This window comes from Streptomyces sp. 11-1-2, assembly GCF_003595545.1.
GTDB lineage: Bacteria > Actinomycetota > Actinomycetes > Streptomycetales > Streptomycetaceae > Streptomyces > Streptomyces hygroscopicus_B.
Genome location: NZ_CP022545.1, coordinates 3,972,820 through 3,987,596 on the forward strand (window position 1 = coordinate 3,972,820; position 14,777 = coordinate 3,987,596).

12 protein-coding genes, 3 tRNA genes and 1 CRISPR repeat array are annotated in these 14,777 nt (G+C 66.3%); of the genes, 7 read left to right on the plus strand and 8 right to left on the minus strand.

Features of this window, described 5'->3' with window-relative positions:
• The first annotated feature begins 37 nt into the window (after nt 1-37).
• Both cas1e and cas2e read left to right on the plus strand, forming a co-directional pair.
• Complete coding sequence (cas1e, locus tag CGL27_RS16925) at nt 38-997, plus strand: type I-E CRISPR-associated endonuclease Cas1e (RefSeq protein ID WP_119988052.1); 960 nt, start codon at nt 38-40, stop codon at nt 995-997.
• Complete coding sequence (gene cas2e / locus CGL27_RS16930; RefSeq protein ID WP_119988055.1) at nt 997-1,314, plus strand: type I-E CRISPR-associated endoribonuclease Cas2e; 318 nt, start codon at nt 997-999, stop codon at nt 1,312-1,314. Before cas1e ends, cas2e begins: the two co-directional genes overlap by 1 nt.
• Nucleotides 1,315-1,331: 17 nt before the next feature.
• Nucleotides 1,332-3,812: a CRISPR direct-repeat array (repeat unit 29 nt; unit sequence GTCCTCCCCGCCGACGCGGGGGTGTTCCG).
• Between the two features lie 190 nt (nt 3,813-4,002).
• On the opposite strand, the gene CGL27_RS16935 is transcribed toward cas2e, so the two are convergent.
• The 3 genes from CGL27_RS16935 to CGL27_RS16945 form a co-directional block, all read right to left on the minus strand.
• On the minus strand, nt 4,003-4,413 hold the full coding sequence (locus CGL27_RS16935) for a hypothetical protein (protein ID WP_119988058.1): 411 nt from the start codon (nt 4,411-4,413) through the stop codon (nt 4,003-4,005).
• A 200-nt stretch (nt 4,414-4,613) separates the two neighbouring features.
• On the minus strand, nt 4,614-4,967 hold the full coding sequence (locus CGL27_RS16940; protein WP_162953009.1) for a hypothetical protein: 354 nt from the start codon (nt 4,965-4,967) through the stop codon (nt 4,614-4,616).
• Nucleotides 4,968-5,183: 216 nt separating this feature from the next.
• Nucleotides 5,184-6,341 carry a ParB/RepB/Spo0J family partition protein gene (locus CGL27_RS16945; RefSeq protein WP_119988063.1) on the minus strand — a complete coding sequence of 386 codons (1,158 nt, stop codon included), beginning with the start codon at nt 6,339-6,341 and terminating at the stop codon, nt 5,184-5,186.
• Between the two features lie 1,008 nt (nt 6,342-7,349).
• Between CGL27_RS16945 and CGL27_RS16950 the strand changes: the two genes are divergently transcribed.
• The 4 genes from CGL27_RS16950 to CGL27_RS16965 are packed head-to-tail and all read left to right on the plus strand — an operon-like array spanning nt 7,350 to nt 10,806.
• Complete coding sequence (locus CGL27_RS16950; RefSeq protein ID WP_119988066.1) at nt 7,350-7,847, plus strand: helix-turn-helix domain-containing protein; 498 nt, start codon at nt 7,350-7,352, stop codon at nt 7,845-7,847.
• 13 nt (nt 7,848-7,860) lie between these two features.
• Nucleotides 7,861-8,418 (plus strand): ImmA/IrrE family metallo-endopeptidase, encoded by a 558-nt coding sequence (locus tag CGL27_RS53150; protein ID WP_276147931.1) that lies wholly within the window; start codon nt 7,861-7,863, stop codon nt 8,416-8,418.
• Nucleotide 8,419: 1 nt separating this feature from the next.
• Entirely contained in the window at nt 8,420-9,610 is a 1,191-nt protein-coding gene (locus CGL27_RS16960) for an MAB_1171c family putative transporter (RefSeq protein ID WP_119988073.1), read from the plus strand.
• On the plus strand, nt 9,610-10,806 hold the full coding sequence (locus CGL27_RS16965; RefSeq protein ID WP_119988076.1) for a cytochrome P450: 1,197 nt from the start codon (nt 9,610-9,612) through the stop codon (nt 10,804-10,806). The genes CGL27_RS16960 and CGL27_RS16965 overlap by 1 nt, the downstream gene beginning before the upstream one ends.
• Here CGL27_RS16965 and CGL27_RS16970 read toward each other — a convergent pair.
• The gene (locus CGL27_RS16970) at nt 10,768-11,781 is read right to left on the minus strand and encodes a recombinase family protein (protein ID WP_119988079.1); all 1,014 of its coding nucleotides are present in this window, start codon (nt 11,779-11,781) and stop codon (nt 10,768-10,770) included. The genes CGL27_RS16965 and CGL27_RS16970 overlap by 39 nt on opposite strands.
• Nucleotides 11,782-11,880: 99 nt before the next feature.
• Nucleotides 11,881-12,132 (minus strand): DNA-binding protein, encoded by a 252-nt coding sequence (locus tag CGL27_RS16975; protein WP_346345733.1) that lies wholly within the window; start codon nt 12,130-12,132, stop codon nt 11,881-11,883.
• A gap of 153 nt (nt 12,133-12,285) precedes the next feature.
• Between CGL27_RS16975 and CGL27_RS16980 the strand changes: the two genes are divergently transcribed.
• A complete protein-coding gene (locus CGL27_RS16980) occupies nt 12,286-14,187 on the plus strand; it encodes a tyrosine-type recombinase/integrase (protein ID WP_119988085.1) in 1,902 nt (633 codons plus the stop codon).
• Between the two features lie 130 nt (nt 14,188-14,317).
• Here CGL27_RS16980 and CGL27_RS16985 read toward each other — a convergent pair.
• The 3 genes from CGL27_RS16985 to CGL27_RS16995 form a co-directional block, all read right to left on the minus strand.
• Nucleotides 14,318-14,394, minus strand: a tRNA-Ile gene (locus CGL27_RS16985).
• Between the two features lie 173 nt (nt 14,395-14,567).
• Nucleotides 14,568-14,640 (minus strand) — tRNA-Asn (locus CGL27_RS16990).
• A gap of 5 nt (nt 14,641-14,645) precedes the next feature.
• Nucleotides 14,646-14,718: transfer RNA gene (locus CGL27_RS16995), tRNA-Asn, on the minus strand.
• Nucleotides 14,719-14,777: the final 59 nt, after the last annotated feature.

The window sequence follows — 14,777 nt, forward strand, 5'->3', positions numbered from 1 at the left end:
CGATGCGCGCCGACGCCTCGCCTCCCCTACTCTCGCCATGCTGCCCAGGGTCGCCGACTCCCTGTCCTTCCTCTACCTGGACATGGTCCGCGTCGTCCAGGACGACACCGGAGTCTGCGCCCAGATTCAGGTCGATCCCCAGCGCATCGACCTCGTCTACGTACCCACCGCAGCCCTCTCCTGCCTCCTGCTCGGGCCCGGCGTCTCCATCACCACGCCCGCGCTGACCACCCTGGCCCGGCACGGAACCAGCGTCGTCTGCGTCGGCGCCGGAGGTGTACGCGCCTACGCCGGAATCCTCCCGGACTCCCTCACCACCCACTGGCTCGAGCAGCAGGTCACCTGCTGGTCCGACCCCGCAAAACGTCTCGACATCGCCATCCGCATGTACGAGAGGCGCTTCAAGGACGCGGACCTCCCCCAGACCGTCACTCTGGACCAGTTGCGCGGCATGGAAGGCCAGCGCATGAAAGCCTTCTACAAGTTCCTCGCGGAACAGCACGGCATCGGCCGCTTTCGCCGTAACTACCGACCCGACCAATGGGAGTCCCAGGACCCCGTCAACCTGGCCTTGTCTGCCGCCAACACCTGCCTCTACGGCATCGTCCACGCAGCCCTGCTCGCCCTCGGCCTCTCCCCGGCCCTCGGATTCGTCCACGCCGGCACCCAACACGCATTCGTCTACGACATCGCCGACCTCTACAAAGCCGAGACCACACTCCCCATCGCCTTCGCCCTCCACAACTCCACCAACCCCGAGCAGGAAGCCCGCCGCCGCTTCCGCGAAGACCTCCGACTGTTGCGGCTCCTGCCACGCATCGTCCGCGACGTGCAGAACCTACTGGCCCCCGACCACACCAACACCGTCAACGCCGCGGCGGGGGAGGCCGACGAGGAGGAACGGACCGAACGCCGCGACGCCCAGATGGTCCACCTCTGGGATCCCAAAGCCGGCGTCCTGCCCGCAGGCGTCAACTACGCGGCCGGAGGCGACTGATGGCCTCCATGCTAGTGATCGCCACCACCGCCGTCCCCGACCACCTCCGAGGCGCCCTCAGCCGCTGGACCAGCGAAGTCGTCCCCGGCATCTTCGTCGGCAGCGTCTCCGCCCGCGTCCGCGACGAACTCTGGCAAGCCGTCACCCAAACCGTCGGCAACGGCGCTGCCGTCCTCGTCCACCCGGCCCCCACCGAACAGGGCTACGCAATCCGAACCGCAGGCACCCGGCGCCGCGTCCCCGAGGACTTCGACGGGCTCACCCTGATCCGTATGACCGCACCACCAAAAGTCAAGGAAATGCAAAGCCCCTCCTAAGGTGCAGGTCAGGAAGAGTCCTCCCCGCCGACGCGGGGGTGTTCCGCCAGATTGCGATGCGGAAGATGCGGGCCCTGCGTCCTCCCCGCCGACGCGGGGGTGTTCCGCCATGGCGGACGGTCTCGCCGCCGCCGGGTACGTCCTCCCCGCCGACGCGGGGGTGTTCCGATCAGCGCGCTGGCGGGTTCGACGCGGCATGAGTCCTCCCCGCCGACGCGGGGGTGTTCCGGCTCAGGAAGCCCTGGCGGAGGCGGCCGAGGAGTCCTCCCCGCCGACGCGGGGGTGTTCCGCTGTCTTCCCGAACGCGGATCACCGACCAGCCGTCCTCCCCGCCGACGCGGGGGTGTTCCGACCCGGCAGCGGATGGCCGACCGCGAGCGCGTGTCCTCCCCGCCGACGCGGGGGTGTTCCGCAGGCGACGGCATGGCTCGACGCCATGCGGTTGTCCTCCCCGCCGACGCGGGGGTGTTCCGCCCACGCCAACGTGGGCGTCGCTGCTCGTACCGTCCTCCCCGCCGACGCGGGGGTGTTCCGCTGTCGCATCCGTCGATGAACGAGTGCTCGGCGTCCTCCCCGCCGACGCGGGGGTGTTCCGACGATCGACGCCCACATCCAGGCCGCTCTCACGTCCTCCCCGCCCACGCGGGGGTGTTCCGCAGACCTCGCACGCACCGAGCTGGAGCGCCGCGTCCTCCCCGCCGACGCGGGGGTGTTCCGACCACGAAGGGCCTTTGCGTTGCCCTCCCTATGTCCTCCCCGCCGACGCGGGGGTGTTCCGGAGATGATCGGCAGATCTGTGGGGGGCAGGCTGTCCTCCCCGCCGACGCGGGGGTGTTCCGTCTCCTCCGGCCTTTCGACGCGAGTACCTGGCGGGGTCCTCCCCGCCGACGCGGGGGTGTTCCGGACCTCGTGGGCTACGAAGGAAGCCTCATCCCGTCCTCCCCGCCGACGCGGGGGTGTTCCGCCGTCCTCGCCTGGGAGACCCACGACATCGCCGTCCTCCCCGCCGACGCGGGGGTGTTCCGAGCCCGGGTGCAGATGCGGGGCGGTGTCAGGCGTCCTCCCCGCCGACGCGGGGGTGTTCCGCTGTGATAGATGCTCAGTGGTGATATCCGGGAGTCCTCCCCGCCGACGCGGGGGTGTTCCGCCGGGCGACGACGACTACGTGCCTCCGTCGCGGTCCTCCCCGCCGACGCGGGGGTGTTCCGTCTGAGCTGAGGGAGCATGCGGGCTCGCCCGGGTCCTCCCCGCCGACGCGGGGGTGTTCCGCCGGGAACGCCCGGATGGCCCGAGCCCACCGGGTCCTCCCCGCCGACGCGGGGGTGTTCCGTCGGTGTACCCGGAGAACACGCTCCAGCTCGCGTCCTCCCCGCCGACGCGGGGGTGTTCCGCGCATGACCGACCGGCTGCACGGCCAGTCCGTGTCCTCCCCGCCGACGCGGGGGTGTTCCGCAGGACCACTTTCCAGATTGTCTCGGGGACGCGTCCTCCCCGCCGACGCGGGGGTGTTCCGTGCCGGGGCGCTTCGCGTCCGAACCCGAAGTGGTCCTCCCCGCCGACGCGGGGGTGTTCCGGCAGCACGTTGAGGAGAGGGAACCGTTCGCTCGTCCTCCCCGCCGACGCGGGGGTGTTCCGGACATTCCCGTGGTGATCGTGGAGATCCCCATGTCCTCCCCGCCGACGCGGGGGTGTTCCGAAGGAGAACGCCAAAGTCTCCGAGGTCCTGGTGTCCTCCCCGCCGACGCGGGGGTGTTCCGGTGCTGATCGTGCGGGGTGCGAGCGCGATGTGGTCCTCCCCGCCGACGCGGGGGTGTTCCGCTGCCCCGGTACGTCGAGGGCGGCACCTGAGAGTCCTCCCCGCCGACGCGGGGGTGTTCCGCTGGCGTGCCCTCGTGCAGTCATGCACAATGCGTCCTCCCCGCCGACGCGGGGGTGTTCCTCCATCCCCACGGCCGGGTTGCTGATATCGGCCGTCCTCCCCGCCGACGCGGGGGTGTTCCGCGGGCTGCCCGGCAGTGCATGGGCCGATCGGGGTCCTCCCCGCCGACGCGGGGGTGTTCCGTGGGAGGTCAACGGAGTAAGGCCTGACAGCGTGTCCTCCCCGCGACGCGGGGGTGTTCCGGCGAGACTGGGATGAATCAGGGCACTGCTGAGGTCCTCCCCGCCGACGCGGGGGTGTTCCGCCGCCTCAGCCCCGTAGTGCCCCCGTCACGCGGTCCTCCCCGCCGACGCGGGGGTGTTCCGGTCATCGACGCGGAGGCCAGGGAAACCCTCAGGTCCTCCCCGTCGATGCGGGGGGGTCCGACCGTCAGCATCAACGTCGTCACCACGGGTCTGTCCTCCCCGCCGACGCGGGGGTGTTCCGGGTACCGACCCCACCCCGGCCCGAGGAGCCCGGTCCTCCCCGCCGACGCGGGGGTGATCCCGGGGTGATCCGATGGTCCAGACGCAGATGACGGCGCAGGCGCTGTGCTCCCTGCCAACGCGGGGGTGATCTCCGCTTCGTGGTTCCTGTCGCTAAAGTTAGGCGTCCGAGTCTGAGGCGACAGCCTGCCAGAACTCAGCCGTTTCTCCTTCGTGGCACAGGCCCGGCAGGAGAAGGCGTCTCCAACCACCGCAGCGCCCGGCCGAGCGAATGCATGGCCGGGCGCTGCGGTCCGCGACAAGATCCGAAGACAAGCCGCGCCCTTACATCAAAGTGCCCTGCTCATAGCGGCCTGCCAGCGGGCCCAGCTCGCGGACTTCGTCGCCCGTGACGTCCTTCCACCACGTGGCGAAGATCCGGCGGTGGCACCACTGCGCCGCATCGGCCAGGTCCTCGAAGCACAGCAGGACCAGCCGGTGGTCGCCCTCGGCCTCCACGACCTGACGCAGGCGATCAGCCACCCGCGTCACGCCGAGCCGGTCGAGGTCCCCGCGGTAGACCGAAGTGAACTCCGGCAGAGGCTTGGAGAAGTACTCCCTTCGCGGCGCAAGCTCCCGCACCACGTGCGTGAGGGAGTAGGAGAGCTTGAAGCGCGGAGCGCCCAGCGTGATGCGTACCGGCACCCCTTGCGGGGGCTGGTACGCCTGATAGCGGTTGGTGAACAGGGTTAGCACGCAGCTGTTTCCTTTCAGGCTGCTCAGGGGCCGGACTCGCCCGTCGACGCCCGTCGGCGGGGCCCGGATTACCTCGGCGCCATCCGCTCGGGCCAAGCGGGCCAGAGCGGCACCGGGCCCGCAGGAGGCTTCCCCTGCGGGCCCGGCAGACACCGACAGCGCGGGCCGACCTGGCTGGTGAGCCAGGCCGGCTGCGCCTCTTACTGGTGGGGGTACGTGTAGGTGGTGGGGGCCGCGAGTTGCACAACGACATCGAAGGCCACCGGCGCGCCGTCACAGTCGGCCGTGACGCGGAGGACCCGATTGGTCTCATTGGCGTAGGCCGAGGCCGTGGTTTCCTCCACCTCTGTGACCAGTTCTGAGGCCGGTCCCGGCACGAACTCCCTCGACCCTGCCAGGAGGTACGAGAGGTGGCCGACGATCTGACGGATCGCGGGGTTGGCCGACTTCGACGCCCAGTCCACGTACTCCGGCCTGATCTGGTCAATGCCAACGGAGACCAGTTCTACCTTTTCCGCCATACGCCCACCCTTATTCTTGATTTTTATTTCCATGCTTATATCTTATTGGAATTCACCGACCTAGTACATATTCCACCGGAATTGATTTCTTGAATTCCGCTGGCGGAATTCGGTACCCCTGGAACGTGGGGCTCACCTCGGGCCGGGAGCCGCAGACACAGAGGGCGCGGCCGGGTGCCCCCAGGCCGCGCCCTCCGATAACGGAGAGGAAGAGGGAGGGGGCCCGAACCTGCCGCGCCCCCTGCCGCCTCACTTCTCCGCTGCGGCTTCCGACGTCTTGGCCACCGGCTTGGCCTCGGTGTTCTTCTGCGCGGGCGCCTTCCGCGCAGTGGTGGTGCGCGCTGCCGGGCGGGCCTTGGCCGTGGGCTTGGGTGCCGTGCCAGGCGTGGCCTTCTTGGCCGCGGGCTTGGCGCCGGTCTTCTTCTGCGAGGTGGCTGGCTTCTCTTCGGTCCTGGTCTCCACCACGGCCTCGCCCTTCGCCTCCTCGGCCTCCTTCTGGACCTCCAGCGCCTTGCGGTTGAAGTCCGCCTCCATCGCACGCTGGATACCCTGGGCCTTGCTCAGCAGGTTGCGGACCAGCTGAACCTGGCTGTAGAGCTTGCCGACGACCTTCACGTGACGGCTGAGGTCATCGCCGAGAACGACGGCCAGGTCCTCGGGCTTCTTCGCGGCCAGCTCCTCCAGGAGAGGCAGCAGCACCTCCTCGGCCTTGCCGAGTCCGTCCTTAGCCTTCGCCTTCTGAGCCTTGCGAGTCTCCTGCGTCTCGGCGTCGGGGGCCTGCTCGCCGGTCAGAGACGCCTGATTCTCCATCATCTTCAGCCCGTTGGCGAAGTGCTGCGCCTCCGCCTCGCTGTCGAAGTCGCCGCGCACGTACCGGGTAGCCGCGACCATCTGGTTGCCCGGGTTGAGCTGCGCGATGTGCCAGGCCAGGTTGGGCTTGATCTGCCCCTTGTCCACCATCTCGCTGACCTCCTGGCGCAGAGTCAGCAGGCCCAGCCGCCACTTGATGTGGGTCTCAGTCTTGCCGAACCGCTTGGCGATCCTCAGGGGGCCCCAGCCAGCGGCGGCCAAGTCGGCGTAAGCGCCGGCCTCTTCCATGATCGTCATGTTCTCGCGGCCCACATTCTCCGCAATGCCGAGGACATAGGCCGTCTCGTCGTCGGTGTCCTTGAGGATGTTGGCCTGGATGACGGTCTTGCCGATGGCCTTGCAGGCCCTCCACCGACGCTCACCTGCGATCAGCATGTAGGGGGTCTCTGCGCCCTCGACCGGACGGACAACGACCGGCTGAAGGAGGCCGTTCTCCTCGATGCTGCCCTTCAGCTCCTGGTGCTTCTCCTCATCGAAGAACTTGCGGGGCTGGTCGGGGTTGGGAGCGATCTCGTCAATCTTGAGGTCAGCAAACATGGTTCCCGCACCTTTCCGAATTCAAGGAAAACTGTGTTTGTTTTCCGTTGGTTTCTTGTACTTATACCTTAATGGCATTCACCCCTAAAGCAAGTATTAATTCGCTCCTGAATTCAGGAATTTCACTTTATTTCTAGAATCGAATTCCCCCGCATTCCGAACCCCACCCGACTTCCGCTCCAGCGGGTGCGATGCCTCGGCATCCCGCGAACAAACGAGCCCGCCACGACGAACCGTCGTGGCGGGCCCTGCCCCACACACCCCACAGGCCGCACCGATGCGACCAGCTCCTCGCGGACAGGGCGCGGGGGGTCGGCCACCCGCGAGGAGCAGGGAAGGTGCCGCCGAACGCGGCACCACCGGGCGGGACTCTGCGATTGCCGTACCCGCCGGTGCCCAGACTCTACGACAACCATTCAACATTGTCACCTATCTTTCAGGTAGATGGCGGACCCACTGACTCAACTACCGGCTCCCTCCGACCCGTCAGACGGCCCTTCCTCAGGCCGCATCGCCGCCTGAGCCTCCAGGACCCTGCGCGCTTCAACGCGGGCCGCCGACTGGGTCCCCCCACCCTCGAGCACCTGCGCAGGCCGCTTCGCCAACTCGGCGACCCGACGCTCGTCCAACTCGGACATGAGCTCCTCTCGCTCACAGCAACCGACACCTCGCCTCGGGACCGAAGGCCCCCGACACCCGGCCACCCCGAGGCGCAAACGACTTTCCTGCCTGGCGCCGAGACGTTCTCGCCACCCCGACCCGGCACCCTTTCAAGATCTCCACATATCCAGGAGCCCTGGCGTCCACCCTGTCCATATTCGTCCGACCGGCGAAGCGCGCCCTGCGCTACCCAGCCTCGCGGGAGACTCAACCCCGCGCGATACGGAAGACCCGTAGGTCAGCGCCATATCCGCACCTGACTACCCTTCAAGTGGAGGGACTTGTTCAGTAGTCATGTTGCACTATGGTGCGACGGTGATGCATCGTGTTGCACCGAGGAGGTGTGGCATGGACAGGGCAAGCCAGTCCGGGGAGTCGGCAGCGCAGTCGACCGACGAGCGGATCCACGAGGCCAAGTCAGCGGTGGCCAGGCGTCTGCGCTATGTCCGGCAGCACCACCCCGAGGGGCCGCTCACCCTAGACGCGCTGGCTAAGCGGGCGCATGTCTCCAAGCGCACCCTCGTCCAGGCCGAGTCGGCCAGTGGTTCCAATCTGACGATCGAAACCCTTGTCAAGGTGGCCTCATCGTTGGGGATCACCCGGGACGCGTATTTCCTCGATGAGCAAGTGTTCCGTGAGGTCAATGCGGAACTGGACACACTTAAGGAACTACAGAAACAAGAGGTCGAAAGCGTGGCATTGCGGCAGTCCAGCGCAGCGGCGCTTCCGTCTGGTTCACTCCAAGAGCTGACTGGCTTGCTCAAGGGAATCCTCGACTCCGCAGCCAAGGCCCAGGACACCTTGCAGGATATCCCGTACCACCAACCCGACGAGACCGATAGTTAGTGTCGTGATGGTGATGCGCTGGCGACGTAGGAATACCAGCCAAGACAGCCGGGCCTTGCGAAGGCGATGCGAGGAGCGGGTGCGAGCCATCGGCCTAACCGGTGATCAGCCACTCACTGTTGAGGACTTATGCGCCCGGCTCGGTCGCTTGTACGGCCGTCCGATTCACGTAATTCCCCTCACCCTCCCCCGCGGCAGTCCTGATGGCTTGTTGGTGTCTGCTGACGACCGAGACTTCATCGTGGTTGAGGATCGTCTCGCCCCGGTGCATCAGCACCAAGTGATGCTCCACGAGTTGGGGCACTTCATATGCGATCACGAGACCACCCCCGTGATGACCCCTGAAGCCTCTCGGCTCCTTCTTCCCTCACTCGACCCGGAATTGGTCCGCCGCGTACTCGGCCGAGACCATTCAAATTCAGAGGCCGAGCAGGAAGCCGAATACGTCGGGTCCATCATCGGTCGACGCATCAGCACCTGGGCCGTCGAGCGCACCTGGGACATCCCACCAGAGGCAGAGGAACTGGTCGCACGACTGTCCGCCTTAGAGAAACCCATTCAGCGAGACTGAAGTGAATAACTACCTATACCCCACAGCCGCTGCAATATCACTGCTCGCCTTCTTCTACAAGCTGAGAGTCCTTCGCACCGACCACTCCCCCACACAGATCGCGCTGCTCGGCAACTTCTTCTTCTTAACCATCACGTTCACCATCTCCACCCCACCAGTCTGGGTGGAAATCAGCCAGGCAGCCGACATCGTCAACTTATCGGGACTGCTCTCACAAAGCACTGTCATTCTGTCAGCTGCCTGCCAGCAACTTGTACTGCTCCACCTCAGCCACGAGCGACGCATCGCCTGGCGAAAATCCGTGCCGCGCCTGGTATTTCTCGCTGTCATCCTGATCACGATGGTGACACTGTTTTGGGCGGCGTCGAGCTTTGGTGAACGGCCTACCGACTTTGCGGTAACCAACGCCCGCTACTATCCCGCCTATATGATCGTTTACCTGACGGGCCACACGGTGAATCAGGTCGACGTAGGCATTCTTGGCTGGCGCTATGCCAAGGTTGCCCCGACTCCTTGGCTTCGGCGGGGCCTTATATTGATCGCGCTGTCTCTGCCACTCCAGCTCTTCTACATCGGATCCCGTTACGCTGATGTCGTCGCGGGCCTGCTCGAAACGACCGGGCACGGGTGGGAACCAGCGGCCCAGATCGGTGTCGCACTCTCCACCGTCACCAAAACCATCGGCTGGACCATCCCGGACTGGGGACGCCATGTCAGCAGGGCATGGGCGTGGATCGACTACCGCCGGGCCTATCGCCAACTCGCCCCGCTTCACGCGCAGGTGACGTCGCACGCACCGGACGTCGTGCTCGATCCGGGCGACGTCGATATACGAACCCGGCTGTACCGGCTCGTGGTGGAGATCCGAGATGCCCAGTGGAGACTGCGCACCTGGATGACGCTGGCTGTCGCTGAAGAGGCCCAGCAGCAGGCCGTAGCTGCTGGCCTCCGGGACGAGGAGCTTGCCGCGACGGTTGAAGCCGCCCAGCTCGCAGCAGCGATGCAGGCGAAGGACCAAGGGATCCGACCAGCGGAGTACCCGAGCTCTCCGCTTGCAGCCGAACCGCAGGACCTCGCTGCCGAGATCGCATTCCAGCGCAAGGTCGCCGCCGCCTTCGACGCTTCCCCCGTCGTCGCGGCCGTCCTCACCCCCACAGTTCACAGCCGCCCGACCGCGCAGGAGCCCACCTGATGACCGGCCTCCCGGTAGGACACCTACCTCAGCCCTTCGACACTGCGTTCCTCGACAACCCGTATCCGAGGTACGCAGAGCTTCGCCAGAAGAGCGCCGTACACCGGGTCGCGCTCCCCGACGGCTCACCGATCTGGCTCGTGCTCCGAGAAGAGGATGTGCGTGCCGGGCTCACCGACGCCCGACTGTCAGTGAATAAGGCGCACTCCGGCATCGGGTACAAGGGCTTCTCCCTCCCGCCGGCCCTGGATGCCAACCTTCTCAACATCGATCCGGAAGACCATCAGCGCCTGCGTCGCCTGGTGTCAAAAGCGTTCACGGCGCGCCGGGTTGAGGGTCTACGTGGAAGCGTCCAGACCGCGGTTGACCGTCTCGCGGATGAACTGGCCAGCCATGGGGGCGGAGACTTTGTCTCGACCTTCTCACTCCCCCTGCCACTCATGGTGATCGGCGACCTGCTCGCAGTTCCCGAGGCCGACCGACGCCGCTTCTCCACGTGGGTGAGCAACATGCTCACACCCGAAAGCCGCCAACAGATCAAGGAAGCCGTGGAGAACATCCACGCCTTCCTCCTGGACCTCGTCGCCGCCCGGCGAGGGGCCCTCGGCGACGACATGCTCTCGGCGCTTATCGCCGTGCGAGACGAAGGCGATCAACTCACCGAAGACGAACTCGTCTCCCTGGCCTTCCTGCTGCTTATGGCTGGGAGCGAGAACGCCCAGCACCTGATCAGTGCCGGACTGGTCACCCTTCTGCAGCGCCCGGAACAGGTCGCAGAGCTGCGCGCCGAGCCCAGCCTGCTGCCCGAAGCCGTTGAGGAACTGCTGCGTTACGCGCACCCCAACCAGATGGCCATCCGGCGCTTCCCCACCGAACCCATAGAGATCGGCGGCACACCGATCCCCGCGGGGGACACCGTCATGCTCTGCTTGGCCTCCGCACACAGAGATCCTGAGCGATACCCCTCACCGGACGAGTTCGACATCCACCGCGAGGACAAGGCACACCTGGCCCTCGGCCAGGGTATGCACTACTGCCTTGGTGCCCCGCTGGCTCGTATGGAGATCCAGATCGCCCTCCATACGCTGCTTCACCGGTTCCCTCAGTTGGATCTCGCAGTTCCCGCTCAGCAGCTGCGGTGGCGTACCTCGTTCCGCTCACGCGCTCTCAAGGCGGTCCCCATCACCCTGCGGTGATGGCGCGGTCCCCTGGCTAGCGGAGGGGTTCCACTTCCTCCACGTCAGAGCAACGCGATCGCCATCCACGGTGCGCGACCCTCGTGCGGCAGCCGGATAGACCGATACCCGCTCCAGCATGAGGGTCAGCACACCCTGCTTCGATGCCAGCGGGGCATGCCTCCACCACCGAACGAGATCCGGCACGTCTCCCACCGGCACGTGCCGAACCTGCTCCAGGAAGCGCGCCTGAGCCGCGTTCTCCCTGATCTGGTCGGCCAACCGTTTGTCAGCGGCGCGAAAGGCGCTCAGGGACAGCTCCGGCGAGCGAGCGTAGCTCTCACCAAGCTCCTTCTGCCGCGCCTTGTCCGTCTTCACCTGTGCACGAAGCTCGGCTGCCTCTGCCAGTACCTCGTCACGAGCCTGCGCGATCAGTGCGCTGACCTCCGGCTTGGCCAGCTCAGCCACTACGTGCTCGGCCACATAGGTCTCGAACAGGTCAGCATTGATGCGGACCTTGCCGCAGCCGCCCGGATGCTGCGGCCTGTTCGGGAGGCAGCGATACCCACGGCTCCCGCTGTTCGAAGGAGATGAACCAAACAAGCCGCCACACAGGCCACAATCAGAAAGCCCGCCCGGCATGAGGTATTCGCGTTGTTCAGCCCGGCGGTTGGCCGGATCGTTCAACGGCCGCATCGCCCGGATGGTTTTGAACTCCTCGGGCTGAATGATCCGAGGTCCGCCGGAGTCCACCAGGTTGCCGTTCGCGTCCTCAACGAGTCCGGCGATCGCCGGGTGGTCGAGGACGTTCGCCAGGACGGACGGCCGCCAGAAGCCCCCTCGGGTTGTCCGGTAGCCCTCGGCATTCATCCACGTGGTGATCGCTTCGTAGGTCTGCTGCTGAAGGCGGCGGCTAGCGGCCTGCCGCAAGGGCGCGGCCTCGCTCTCGCGCACCCGCTGGTACGCCATGTCGTCGAACCCATATAGCCGAGGCATGCGCTGGACTCCTTGACCTAGCCGACCCCCTTACCACATCAAGTCTACCGAAGATAGGTCACACTGTTGCAAAGCAACAACACTCCTCAATCTCGCTCATCACTCACGCTCAGCCCGCGCGTCCACGCCGAGGATCTTCCACAGCTCTGCCGTCGGCACACGGATCGTGCCGCCCAGCGGGAGGGTCCGAACCGGGAACTGTCCTGACCGGATCAGTTCATACGCCTTGTCGCGGCCGATCCCGAGGGCACGGCCAGCAGTTGTCACGTTCACCGTGGCCGGAAGGGCCAGCAGCTCCTCCAGTCCCATCACTCCGGACGGAGCCTGTTCGCCTGCTTCCTGAGCAGCCATGTCGTTGGTCGCATCCTCCCCCGCGCCAACTTGCGAACGACTTTACAGCAGTGTCCGACAGCCCCAGCAAGATGAAGAAAGATCACACCGGACTCGTACAGATACGTACGCACAAGCAAAGCTGACCGTGGGCAGTCAGTAGCAGGGGGTCAGATGTTCTCGCCGAGCTACTACCGGCGATGCCAGTGCAAGGGACCACTCAAGGATAAGGAGGGCGAACCTCTCCTGGATGCCGAAGGCAAACCCAAGATCGGGTCCATCGGTACCACGTGCCCGAAGCTGGGCCCGAAGCACGGAACCTGGGCGTTTTACTTCGAGATCGACCGCGGCGAAGGAGGCAACCGCCAACGGGTACGCCGCGGCGGCTTCGCCAAGAAGGACGACGCCAAGAAGAAGGCGAAAGAACTCTACGACGCCGCCATGGCCGGCACCGACGTGCTGTCCGACGAGACATGCGGCGACTTCTTCGTCCGGTGGATCCAGGCGAAGAAGTCCCTCGCCCGCACCACCCGCCACGGCTATGAGGAACACATCAACAACTACCTCCTCCCTCACCTCGGACACATCAAGCGCCGAGACCTCAAGGTCCGGCACCTCGACAAGATGTACGACGCGATCGAGAGGGAGAACGCCGAACGGACCCTCCACCGTCTCCGCGTCGACCAACTCCAGAAGGACCGCGACGAGGCACACCGGGCCTGGGTGAAGGCGGCCGGGAAGAAGGAGGCGCGCCGAGCCGCCCGCCGAGCCTTCCTCGACGCGAACGCCGCGCTCCGTGAGGGCAAGAAAGGGTTGCGGAAAGTCACCTCCGCCACCACCATGCACCGCATCAACGACACCCTCAGCTCGGCGCTGTCCTGGGGGATAAAGCGCGAGCAGGCGTTCGCCAAGAACTGGGCTCAACTCGTGGAGCTACCGCCGGTGACCCGGCCAAAGCCGCTCGTCTGGACGCCCGAGCGCATCGAGCACTGGAAGCGCACCGGCGAGAAGCCGGGCCCGGTCATGGTCTGGACTCCGGAGCTGACTGGTCAGTTCCTCGACTTCGTCAAGGACGACTGGCTCTACGAGCTGTGGCACTCCTTCATCTTCCTCGGTCCCCGCCGCGGGGAGATGGCCGCGCTGCCCTGGACAGAGGTCAGCACCGATGCCCTCTGGTTGCGGATCTCCCAGCAGATCGTGGAGGTCGCATACGAGCTCTACGGCGAAGCGCCAAAGGCCGACAGCGTACGCACCCTCTCCCTGAGCCTGGAGTCCGCCGACAACCTGGTCAGCTTCCGCTCGAAGCAGGAGAGGAAGCGCCAGGAGTGGAGAGACGCCTACGTCCAGACCGGCCACGTGTGGACGCACGAGAACGGCGAGGCGCTGCACCCCGACTGGATCTCCCGCCGCTTCACCCGCCTCGTAGAGCTGTCCGGCCTACCGCCGGTGCGCCTCCACGACCTGCGTCACCTCGCCGCCACCCTCTCCCTGCTCGCCGGTACCGACATCAAGGTGGTCCAGGAGAAGCTGGGGCACTCCTCGCGTCAGATCACCTCCGATACCTACACCAGCGTGCTGCCCGAGATGATGCGGGCCGAGGCCGAATCCGTCATGGCCGTCGTCCCCCGCGACGTTCCTTTCAAGGTGCGCACCCCGCTGGTGATCCCCGAAAGTGCCTGGCAAGGCGACATCGCCGTCTTCTTCGCCCACGGCGCACAGCGGTCAGGTGACACATGGGCCATTGGAGCGCAGACGCAACCCGACTCCGATCTCCTCGGCATGATCACCCTGGCTGGGCGCGGCCAGGACGACTCCGCGAACGCGGCCGTGAAGTGGATACGGGATCACTGCACCGCGAACGACCTGGAGCTGGTCCGGGTCGAGAACTTCAGCGACCGGTACCCGGAGGAGCAGCGAGCGGCCATCTCGCTCACGCGCTTCACCATCGCCCGGGCCGAGTCCCCGGACCTGGACGGCTGGGCGCCACTGATGGGGCCGCCGCCAACGGCGTCCCGGACCGCCCGCCGAGCTCCGAACGGGCGTCGGAAGGCAAGGGGACGTCCCTCCGTCCACTGAACCGGCTCCGTGTCCACTACGTGTCCACTGGATCTTGCTCTAAACGGATGAACGGGAGTCCCCGCATCGGCGCGGCGACTCCCGTTTCTGCGTCTTCGCAGGTCAGGATGGGTCTGCCCGCGTAGTGCCCTGGTGGGGCGGGTGGGACTCGAACCCACGGCCGACGGATTATGAGTCCGCTGCTCTAACCGGCTGAGCTACCGCCCCGTAACGGCGCGTCGTACACATCTGCGCGCGCCGTCTGCCGCAGCATAGCCGCTCATACGATCTGCTGCTTCGAAGGGCCGGTGATGGGAGCCCCCTGGCTTCGATCATGGCGTAGATCACGTCCGCAGGGGCCCGGAAATGAAAAAGGACCCCTCAAGGGGTCCTCCTCACTGCTCCCCCGACTGGACTCGAACCAGTAACCCTCCGGTTAACAGCCGAATGCTCTGCCAATTGAGCTACAGGGGACCGAGCTCCCCCGACTGGACTCGAACCAGTAACCTGCCGGTTAACAGCCGGCTGCTCTGCCAATTGAGCTACAGGGGATTGCTCCGTGTGCCGCGACCGTGACCCCGCCCGGGGCTTCCGGACGGCGTGCGCTCGCT

Bases quoted from the DNA above. Each gene is read 5' to 3' on its own strand.
- CGL27_RS16980 (WP_119988085.1), top strand. From the start codon at position 12,286: ATGTTCTCGCCGAGCTACTACCGGCGATGCCAGTGCAAGGGACCACTC.
- CGL27_RS16950 (WP_119988066.1), top strand. From the start codon at position 7,350: ATGGACAGGGCAAGCCAGTCCGGGGAGTCGGCAGCGCAGTCGACCGAC.
- CGL27_RS16965 (WP_119988076.1), top strand. From the start codon at position 9,610: ATGACCGGCCTCCCGGTAGGACACCTACCTCAGCCCTTCGACACTGCG.
- CGL27_RS16945 (WP_119988063.1), bottom strand. From the start codon at position 6,341: ATGTTTGCTGACCTCAAGATTGACGAGATCGCTCCCAACCCCGACCAG.
- CGL27_RS16970 (WP_119988079.1), bottom strand. From the start codon at position 11,781: ATGCCTCGGCTATATGGGTTCGACGACATGGCGTACCAGCGGGTGCGC.
- CGL27_RS53150 (WP_276147931.1), top strand. From the start codon at position 7,861: ATGCGCTGGCGACGTAGGAATACCAGCCAAGACAGCCGGGCCTTGCGA.
- CGL27_RS16940 (WP_162953009.1), bottom strand. From the start codon at position 4,967: ATGGAAATAAAAATCAAGAATAAGGGTGGGCGTATGGCGGAAAAGGTA.
- cas2e (WP_119988055.1), top strand. From the start codon at position 997: ATGGCCTCCATGCTAGTGATCGCCACCACCGCCGTCCCCGACCACCTC.
- cas1e (WP_119988052.1), top strand. From the start codon at position 38: ATGCTGCCCAGGGTCGCCGACTCCCTGTCCTTCCTCTACCTGGACATG.
- CGL27_RS16975 (WP_346345733.1), bottom strand. From the start codon at position 12,132: ATGGCTGCTCAGGAAGCAGGCGAACAGGCTCCGTCCGGAGTGATGGGA.